Consider the following 8680-nt stretch of genomic DNA (forward strand, 5'->3'; position numbering starts at 1 on the left):
CGCGCCGCGCCGCGGCGACAGCCCGGCGCGCCACAGCGCCTCGCAGACATAGATGTTGCCGAGCCCGGCAACGACGCGCTGGTCCATGAGCGCGGCCTTGAGCGGCGTGCGCCTGCCGGCGAGAAGGGAAGCCAGCAGGGTTCCGTCCAGTGCGTTCCCAGTCGGTTCCACACCCAGTCCGGCCAGAAGCGGATGGCTTTCCAGGTCCGCCTCGCGCGCAAGCAGCATGAAGCCGAAGCGGCGCGGATCGTTGTAGACGACGCGCACCGGCGAGCCCCCGTCCTTCCCGAGATGGAAAACCACATGGTCGTGCTTGTCGCTCTTGGAGCGCGGATGGTGAAACACGCCGGGCAGCGCGGCAGCGTCCTCCGCCTCGATGCGGAACGAGCCCGACATGCCCAGATGGCAGATGAGCACCGCACCGCCTTCCAGATGCATCAGGAGATACTTCGCCCGTCGGCCGAGCGCCGTCACGGCGAGGCCTGCCAGCCGTTCCGAAAGGCTCGCGGGGAGGGGGAAGCGCAGGTCCGGCCGCCTCTGCTCCACCTTGAGAACGCGTGCGCCCTCCATCACGGGCTCCAGTCCCCGGCGGACCGTCTCGACCTCGGGCAATTCAGGCATCGGCCACCAGTGGGAAAGCCTGGCCGTGACGGCCCGGCGCAAGCCCAAGATGCGCCGCGACGGTCTCGCCGATATCGGCATAGGTGGCTCCAAGACCGATCGGGCCGGTGCCCAGCCCGGGGCCCGTGATCAGGATGGGGACGCGCTCGCGCGTATGGTCGGTGCCGCGCCAGGTGGGGTCGCAGCCGTGATCGGCGGTGAGGACCAGCATGTCGCCCGGCTCAAGCCGTGCGAGCGCCTCCGGCAGGCGGCGGTCGAACGCTTCCAGCGCGGCCGCATAGCCGGCGACGTCGCGCCTGTGGCCGTAGAGCGTGTCGAAATCCACGAAGTTGGTGAAGACGAGGTCGCCGTCCCCGGCCGCGTTCATGGCCTCCAGCGTCGCGTCGAACAGCGCCATGTTGCCGGCGGCCTTGCGCACCTCCGACACCCCCTGATGGGCGAAGATGTCGCCGATCTTGCCGACGGCGAGGACCCGTCCGCCTGCCGAGACCACGCGGTCGAGCAGGGTCGGCTCGGGCGGCGGCACGGCATAGTCGCGCCGATCCGCCGTGCGCTGGAAGCTCTCGGCGTCCTCGCCCGTAAAAGGCCGGGCGATCACGCGGCCGATCCTGTAAGGGTCGACGAGCCTCCGCGCGATTTCGCACAATCCGTAAAGGCGCTCGAGCCCGAAATGCGAATCGTGCGCGGCGATCTGGAACACCGAATCCGCCGACGTGTAGCAGATGGGCTTTCCCGTGCGCACATGCTCCTCGCCCAGCTGTGCGATGATCTCGGTGCCGGAGGCGTGGCAATTGCCGAGAATGCCGGGCAGGCCGCCTTCCGCGACCAGGCGGTCCGTCAGCTCCGCCGGAAAGGTGGGCACGGTCTCCGGGAAATAGCCCCATTCAAAGGGCACCGGCACGCCGGCGATCTCCCAATGGCCGGAGGGCGTGTCCTTGCCGGAGGATTTTTCGTCCGCCGCGCCGTAGAAGCCTGAAGGCGCGGGCGCCGTGGGCGCCTCCCTGCCGGCCGCGAGCGCGGCTGCATGGTCGAGCCCGAGAGCCCGCAGGTGCGGCAGTTCGAGCGGACCTTGCCGGACTCCCGCCCGATCGGCCTCCCCCGCAGCGCAGGCCGCCAGAATATGGCCGTAGGTGTCCGCGCCCGTATCGCCGAAGCGCTCGGCATCGGCAGCATGGCCGATGCCGAAGGAATCGAGAACGAAAAGGAAGGCGCGCGCCATGGGCCTGCTCCGGATTGCAGTCCAGACATAGGCGCGCCGGTGCCGCTTGGCAATTGTATCACGCGCGTGCACGCCGCCGGCGCCTGCCGGCCGGGCACGAGCGTCTCAGCAGTCGCCGCAGGGAATGATCGAGCTGACGCGTGGCTGCTGGTAATACCGCTCGCCCAACATGTCGAGTTCGTCGAGGGCGGCCAGATGCAGTCCCTGCTTGGCCGCGGGCGACCAGGCGATGATCGGCTGATAGCCGAGGCTGGCTTCGGAACGGACAAGAAAGGTGCCGGGCGTCTTCAGGGCTTGCGGGACCTCGGTGATGGCACCCGGCTTTTCCGCACGCTCGGCGACACCATCGGTATAGCGGTGCGACCAAAGGACCACGGCCTTCGGCGTGCTGTCGTTCGTCACCTTGATGGCGGTCACCGTGATGGTCGGCGCGCTGCGCCGGTAGGGCTCGAGCGTGGCGCCGCTGATGCTCATGATTGCGTCCAGCTCGCCGGGCGTGATCTTCGGCTGCTGGGCCACGAGGTCGCCCACCTGGATCGCCACGCGGCCGAGCTTCTTGTTCACTTCGATCGCCTCCGCGAACTCCAGCGCCAATATGTAGATGCCGAGGAGAACGGGAACGGCGATGGCGAATTCGATCGCCGCGATGCCCCGCGTCTCGGAGCCAAAGCGCCGCAGGAGCGAGAAGAGGCGATTGTTCTTGGTGCCCGTCATCGTCGTCGCCTCCCTGCTTCTAGTTGAAGGGCTCGTTCTGCCAGGTGGTGGTGGCGAAGAGCAGCTTCTTGCCGTCACGCTTGCCCGAGAGCACGTCGTGCAGGAACGACATGAGGATCGGCCAGCCATAGGAGACCCGCAGCACGTTCTTCGACAGCGCGTCGCCCGGATCGACCTCCGGAGAGGAGGGGACAATCTCGCTGCGAAGCGCGTCCGCCGCGTCGCGGAAGGTGTCGAACTGGCGCAGATCCACGCTGAGTGCGGGGCAGTCGCTGGGGAACAGAACGGTCATGCGCGCGCAGATCAGATCGTGCAGCTTCTCCTCGTTCATGTCGTCCGCCTTGAGCTGGCCGGTGCGGAACTGGCGGGCGATATCGTCCGTCGCATTGGTCATCAGCTGCTGGGCGGCGAAGGCAATGCAGCTTTCCAGAAGCGCGAACACGACGAGGAAGAACACGGGCGCCAGGATGACGAACTCGATGGCGACCGCGCCTTTCCGCTCGCTGCAGAAGCGGCGTAGGAGACCTCCCGGCGTCAGCCGATTGGTCGGTTTCTTCTCGTTCGGATTCCTCATGCCCACCCCGGTGCCTGACGGCGACGGCGGGCACCATAGCTGACGTCGGTTGCCTTCCTGTTTGCGCGATCGTTCAAATTGCGGAGTTTGCGTTCACCGGCCGGTAGCCTTTCCGCGCTAACGGCCCACCTCGCGCTCGGAGATCAGCTCCGCCTCGGACTTGTAGGCGCCTTCGCAATAGGGGGTGCACGACAATGTCTGGACGTCGGACCGGCGGTAGACACGCACGGAATTCACCGCCTGCCGCGAGACCACGATCTGCTCGTCGACCACCGGCCGGCCCGCAGCGTCGAAAACGACGAGGTTCGTCACGCCGAACCCCTTGCCGGTCAGGACGATGGTGGTCGAATCCTGCACCGCCGCGTCGGCAATGTCCGCATTGCCGATCACCACGGTGTCGGCCGGCCGTGCGAGCTTGATGATCCGTGCCTGGTTCATCACCACATGGATGCCGTCTTCGGCCTGCGCGGAAAGCGGAAAAAGCGTCAGGGCCGCAAGCCCCGCCGCAATCGTTTTCATAAAACGCGAGAAGTACATGCCCGCCATTGATCCCGGCCCCATTTATTCGCCCGCATGGTGCGCGCGAATGGTGAATCGAGCGTTAAACCGAGGGGCATCCGCCTGCTTGGGCGGGTAACAGGACTTGCCGAAGAATATTTAAAAATTTAATTTATATTATACTGCCATTTACCAGGACTTATGGAGTAGCTACGAAAGATTTCGGTAATCCTGTTTCTTAAGCGCATTGAAAGAGCTCGCAGCACATCCTCCCGCCATTCCGACCGGGGGGCTTAAGAAATCCGGCGGAAGTGCTGTCAATCGGAGCTGAAGGAGTTCTCCAATGTCCAAGCTTATCGCTCGCTTCAAGAACGACGAGTCCGGCGCCACCGCCATCGAATACGGCCTGCTCGCCGCGCTGATCGCCGTCGCCGTTATCGCCGGCGCTAGCCTTTTGGGTGAGGGTATCGAGGATTCGTTCGAAGAACTTGGAAACAATCTCAAGGCCCACACGGAGAAAACGGCGCCTGCAGATTAATTTCCGCAGTTAGGCCGCGAAAGGGGTCGTTTGCGTTCTGCGAACGACCCTTCTCGGTTTAAGTGTTGTTTGACAACTGTGCGGAACCAGTTTCCGTCTAAGCGGAAAATTTTATAACATTCTGATCAGTTGTCTTGAGGGTCGCGTAAGTAGTTATGCTCGAAGCGTCAGTATTCGTCATCTTCCCCTTCTGCATGGCCTTTGCGGCGGTCTCCGACATGGTGTCGATGACCATCGCCAACCGCGTATCCCTCATCCTTGTGGCCGCCTTCCTCGTGCTCGCGCCGCTTACCGGTATGTCATGGCCCGCGGTCGGCCTGCACCTTGCGGCGGGCGTGGCGGTGCTCATGGTGACGTTCACGCTCTTCGCCATCGGCGGCATGGGCGGCGGCGATGCCAAGCTGATGGCGGCGACGGCCGTCTGGTTCGGCTTCGGCATCGGTCTCGCCGACTATCTGGTGACATCCGCGCTTGCCGGCGGGGCGCTCACCCTGGCGCTGTTGATGTTCCGCAAGTCCCCACTTGCCATGCTGGCCGGCAACAATACCTTGTTGCGCCATTTTGCCGACGAAAAAGCCGGTATTCCCTATGGTGTCGCCCTCGGCCTCGGCGGGCTTTTGGCCTATGGCGAAACGCCGTTGATGCAATGGGCGCTCGCCCGGCTCGCCGGCTAATCATCCGCATCTGAGGAGAAAGCCGCGGCGGAACGTCCACCGCGGCCATTCACGTCAGCATTCGCCGGGCCGGATGATGCGAAACTCGGCGGCCCGCGCCTCGCAGGCGTTTCCGAAAGTGCGCACACGATCGCCGCGGCGCGCGCAGACGGGCGCATATTCGCGCGTGCATGCCTGCGGCGGAGGCCCGCCATTCGGTGGCCTATTGGGGCTGCTCTGGCGGCATTCCCCGGGATGAACCGGCCGGAAACCCTCAGCCTGCGCCATGCAGGCATTGCCGAAGGTGCGGCGGCGGTCGCCGCGCACCGCGCAGACGGGCTCGTATTGCTGCGTACAGAACTGCGGCCGGTCGGGGCGCGGCGGGCGCGGTCGCTCCTCCTCGACGGCCACGGTGCAGCTCGACAGGAAAGCCGCGGCGAAAGCCATGGCCCCCAACGGTTTGATGATGTTCACGAAACCCTCCTCTCAGCGTTGCATACCCTCTCCAAATTCGCCGCCCAGCGTTCCGTTCCTCTTCTTCCGGCGGGGCGGCTTACCTCAACTGGCGTGCCAAATCCCCGTCTGGAAAGCAGGTGGCCGGCCGGCCGTTCTTCTCCTGCCAGGCGCCGATGGAGCGGCGCGTCTTGAAGCCGGCGAGCCCGTCGGCGCCGCCGACGTCGTGCCCCTGCCGCTCGAGCGCGCGTTGCATTGCGGCGATCTGGGCGCGGCTGACGCCGTCGATCGGCTGCCAGCCGGCCGCAAACCGGATGTCCCCGTACATGATCCGGTCGCCGGCATGGCCGACGAAGAGCGCGTAGAGATCGCTCTCGTTATAGTCCTTCAGCCGGTAGAAGTTCGGCGTGACGATAAAGGCCGGTCCGCGCCGCCCGGCCGGCATCATCAGATAGCCTTCGCCACGCAGTTCGTGGTCGGGAAACGCCTTGCCGCCCACGCGCGCCACGCCGAGCCGCGCCCATTCGGCGATCCGCCGCCCGCGATCGGGGCCTTCCAGCGCGCAGGAGATGCTTTGCGGGACGGTGACCTCGAAGCCCCAGTCGCGCCCCCGCTGCCAGCCGTGGCCGGCAAGATAGTTGGCGATGGAGGCCAGCGTATCGGGCACGGAATTCCAGATGTCGGCGCGGCCGTCGCCGTCGAAATCCACCGCATATTGGAGATAGGAGGAGGGCAGGAACTGCGGCTGGCCCAGAGCGCCTGCCCAGGAGGAGCGCATCATGCGCGGCGCCACGCCCCGCTTCTCCACCATTTCGAGCGCTGCCAGCACCTCCTCGCGGAACATCGCCTTGCGCGTGGCGAGAAAAGCCTTCGTGCCCAAGACCGCAAAGGCGTCGTGCGGGATGTCCGCATTGCCGAAGCCCGACTCGCGCCCCCAGATCGCCAGCACGATGCCGCGCGGCACGCCGTAGCGCTTCTCGATCGCCGCGAGCGTACCGGAATGCTCTTTCGCCAGCCTTCTGCCGCTGGAGACGACGCCGCCGATATGGTCGAAATAGGCGGCCGGCGCGCGGAACTCGGCCTGATGCTGCCGCGTCGCCCTCGGCGCGCTTTCGCCGGGCATCACCAGGTCAGGCAGTTTCAGGTTGGGGGATATGCCATCGAACGCGGCGTTGAAGGTTTCTGCCGAGATGCCGCGCGAACGCGCGGCAGGCCAGAGGTCGGATCGAAGCCATTGCGCGAAGAGGTCGTTCACATTCTGCGCGGTGGCCGGGAAGGGGAGGAGAAGGAGCAGTACGCAGGACACCGCGAAGGCAAACCGTATCAATTTCCAAACTCCTCTCAAAACGCCGTCCGTGACTTCAGCGCCGCGGCAAGCGTGCCCTCGTCGAGATAATCCAACTCGCCGCCCACGGGAACGCCGTGCGCAAGCCGCGTCACCTTCACGTCCAGCCCCGCCAGCTGGTCGGTTATGTAATGCGCCGTCGTCTGGCCCTCGACCGTCGCGTTCACCGCCAGGATGATCTCCGAAACCCCGCCTTCGGCCACCCGGGTGACCAGCCCGGCAATATTGATGTCGTCGGGTCCGATGCCGTCGAGCGGCGAAAGCGTGCCACCGAGAACGTGATAGCGCACGTTCATGGCCGCCGCCCGCTCCAGCGCCCAGAGATCCGCGACATCCTCCACCACGATCAGCGTCGCCGAATCGCGGCGCGGATCCGTGCACACGGTGCAGGGATCGGCGGTATCCACATTGCCGCACACCGAGCACACCCGCACTTTCTCCAGCGCTTCGGCCATCGCCGCCGATAGCGGAGCGAAAAGCTGTTCCTTCTTCTTGATCAGGTGAAGTGCGGCGCGCCGGGCCGAGCGCGGCCCCAGCCCCGGCACCTTGGCGAGAAGCTGTATCAGGCGTTCGATTTCGGGGCCGGCGGTGTGCTTGGACATGGCAGGATTTTACCGGAAACCTACGAATTGGATGGCGGCTGCGCCACGCGTGTTAATATGAGCAGGGACAGCCGATCAGAGTATCTCCGCTATGCCTGAAATTGCGATTCGTGTCGCCACACCTGACGATTTCGACATGTTGTCAGGCCTCATCGCAACTTCCTATGCCATGCTTGCCGACGGGTCCTACGACCCCGGAAAGCTGGCACATGTTCTACCCACTATATCTCGCGCAAACCCGAAGCTGCTTTCAAGTGGTACCTATTTCGTCGCCGAAGCGAATGGTGAGCTGGCCGGCTGCGGCGGATGGACATTCGAAAAGCCCGGTACCGGCGAAATCGAAGAGCATGTGGCGCATATCCGCCATTTCGCGACCCACCCGAAGCACCTCCGCAAAGGCATCGCGCGGCTGGTACTCGAGCGTTGCCTTGCCGAGGCCGTAGCGGCGGGCGCACGCCTCATGAAAAGCTGGGCCACCCTGCAGGCGGAAAAATTCTACGCATCGGCCGGTTTTACACGCGTCGGCTTGGTGGAAGTCGAGTTCACACCCGGCGTTCTCCTGCCGGCTGTCGAGATGGAACGGAAGCTTCCGTAGCATTCAGAACGGCAATTTCATCCCCGGCGGGATGGGCAGGCCGGCCGTCATTTCCTGCGTCTTCTGCTGCATCGCCGCCTCGAGCTTCGCCTTGGCGTCGTTGTGGGCGGCCAGGATCAGGTCTTCCAGGATCTCGACATCGTCCTCCTTGAAGAGAGACGGGTCGATGTGGAGCTTCTTCATCTCGAACCTGCCCGACAGCGTCACCTTCACGGCTCCGCCGCCGGCCTGGCCGTCGATCTCCATCGCGGCGATTTCTTCCTGCACGGCCTGGAATTTTTCCTGCATCTCCTTGGCCTTGCCCAACATGCCCATCAGGTCACGCATTGTCGTCTCCAATCAAGCTCAAATGTCGTCCTCGTCATCCGCGTCGGGCTCGGGCAGCGCGTCGGCGCCGGGCACCTCTTCCACCGCGTCCGGGATGCGCACGTCGAGAATGCGCGCACCAGGGAATTTCTCGAGAATGGCCGCCACGGCCGGGTCGGCGCGCGCGTCGGCCAGCGCCATCTCGCGGCGGCCGCTTTCTTCCTCCGCCAGCGTCTTGCCGCCATCCTCGCGCGAGAGGGAGACCATCCAGCGTCGGCCGGTCCACTTCTGCAGCCGGTTGGTCACGTCGTTCAGAAGCGTCTTCGGCGCATCCTCGGTCAGGTTAACCGTCAGCCGCCCCGGCTCGATGCGCACCAGGCGGACGCAACGCTTGAACTGCACCTTGAAGGCCATGTCGCGGTGTTTTTCGGCAAGCTGCGCGATATCGGCCAGCGAGGCGAGGGGGACGGCGTCCACCGCCGCTTCCGCCTCGGGCGCAGCCTGCGGCATCGCCGCTTCGTGCTCGTCGGGGGTCGGTTGCACGAGGCGCATGGTCTGCCCG

12 protein-coding genes and 1 pseudogene are annotated in these 8680 nt (G+C 65.2%); 3 read left to right on the plus strand and 10 right to left on the minus strand.

All coding sequences use genetic code 11. The features are described from left to right. From mutM to ACFP9U_RS21640, 5 genes are all read right to left on the minus strand, one after another. Positions 1–621 (minus strand): bifunctional DNA-formamidopyrimidine glycosylase/DNA-(apurinic or apyrimidinic site) lyase (gene mutM, locus ACFP9U_RS21620; protein ID WP_378624647.1); only part of this gene is annotated, 621 nt, incomplete at its 3' end. Then, the gene (locus ACFP9U_RS21625) at positions 614–1840 is read right to left on the minus strand and encodes a phosphopentomutase (RefSeq protein ID WP_378624649.1); all 1227 of its coding nucleotides are present in this window, start codon (positions 1838–1840) and stop codon (positions 614–616) included. The genes ACFP9U_RS21625 and mutM, both read right to left, overlap by 8 nt. A gap of 105 nt (positions 1841–1945) precedes the next feature. Next, positions 1946–2554 carry a TadE/TadG family type IV pilus assembly protein gene (locus ACFP9U_RS21630; protein ID WP_378624650.1) on the minus strand — a complete coding sequence of 203 codons (609 nt, stop codon included), beginning with the start codon at positions 2552–2554 and terminating at the stop codon, positions 1946–1948. Positions 2555–2573: 19 nt separating this feature from the next. Further along, positions 2574–3128: a TadE/TadG family type IV pilus assembly protein gene (locus tag ACFP9U_RS21635; protein WP_378624652.1), complete on the minus strand. Its 555-nt coding sequence runs from the start codon at positions 3126–3128 to the stop codon at positions 2574–2576. 117 nt (positions 3129–3245) lie between these two features. After that, positions 3246–3689 (minus strand): pilus assembly protein N-terminal domain-containing protein, encoded by a 444-nt coding sequence (locus ACFP9U_RS21640; protein ID WP_378624653.1) that lies wholly within the window; start codon positions 3687–3689, stop codon positions 3246–3248. Positions 3690–3969: 280 nt separating this feature from the next. Here ACFP9U_RS21640 and ACFP9U_RS21645 point away from each other — a divergent pair, with 280 nt between their 5' ends. After that, positions 3970–4164 (plus strand): Flp family type IVb pilin, encoded by a 195-nt coding sequence (locus ACFP9U_RS21645; protein WP_378624655.1) that lies wholly within the window; start codon positions 3970–3972, stop codon positions 4162–4164. 155 nt (positions 4165–4319) lie between these two features. Beyond that, positions 4320–4838, plus strand: coding sequence for an A24 family peptidase (locus ACFP9U_RS21650; protein ID WP_378624656.1), 519 nt, complete (start codon positions 4320–4322; stop codon positions 4836–4838). 54 nt (positions 4839–4892) lie between these two features. Here ACFP9U_RS21650 and ACFP9U_RS21655 read toward each other — a convergent pair whose 3' ends face one another. From ACFP9U_RS21655 to recR, 3 genes are all read right to left on the minus strand, one after another. Further along, entirely contained in the window at positions 4893–5264 is a 372-nt protein-coding gene (locus ACFP9U_RS21655) for a Kazal-type serine protease inhibitor domain-containing protein (RefSeq protein ID WP_378624664.1), read from the minus strand. Positions 5265–5370: 106 nt separating this feature from the next. Continuing rightward, on the minus strand, positions 5371–6597 hold the full coding sequence (locus ACFP9U_RS21660) for a lytic murein transglycosylase (protein WP_378624657.1): 1227 nt from the start codon (positions 6595–6597) through the stop codon (positions 5371–5373). A gap of 14 nt (positions 6598–6611) precedes the next feature. After that, positions 6612–7217: a recombination mediator RecR gene (gene recR, locus ACFP9U_RS21665; protein WP_378624659.1), complete on the minus strand. Its 606-nt coding sequence runs from the start codon at positions 7215–7217 to the stop codon at positions 6612–6614. Between the two features lie 91 nt (positions 7218–7308). On the opposite strand from recR, the gene ACFP9U_RS21670 reads away from it, so the two are divergent. Continuing rightward, complete coding sequence (locus ACFP9U_RS21670; protein WP_378624660.1) at positions 7309–7812, plus strand: GNAT family N-acetyltransferase; 504 nt, start codon at positions 7309–7311, stop codon at positions 7810–7812. A gap of 3 nt (positions 7813–7815) precedes the next feature. Here the strand turns inward: ACFP9U_RS21670 and ACFP9U_RS21675 are convergent, their stop codons facing one another. Next, on the minus strand, positions 7816–8139 hold the full coding sequence (locus tag ACFP9U_RS21675; protein WP_378624662.1) for a YbaB/EbfC family nucleoid-associated protein: 324 nt from the start codon (positions 8137–8139) through the stop codon (positions 7816–7818). A gap of 18 nt (positions 8140–8157) precedes the next feature. Then, positions 8158–8680, minus strand: a pseudogene (locus ACFP9U_RS21680) (DNA polymerase III subunit gamma/tau); the annotation flags it as partial.

It is taken from the genome of Nitratireductor sp. GCM10026969 (assembly GCF_042660605.1).
Lineage (GTDB): Bacteria > Pseudomonadota > Alphaproteobacteria > Rhizobiales > Rhizobiaceae > Chelativorans.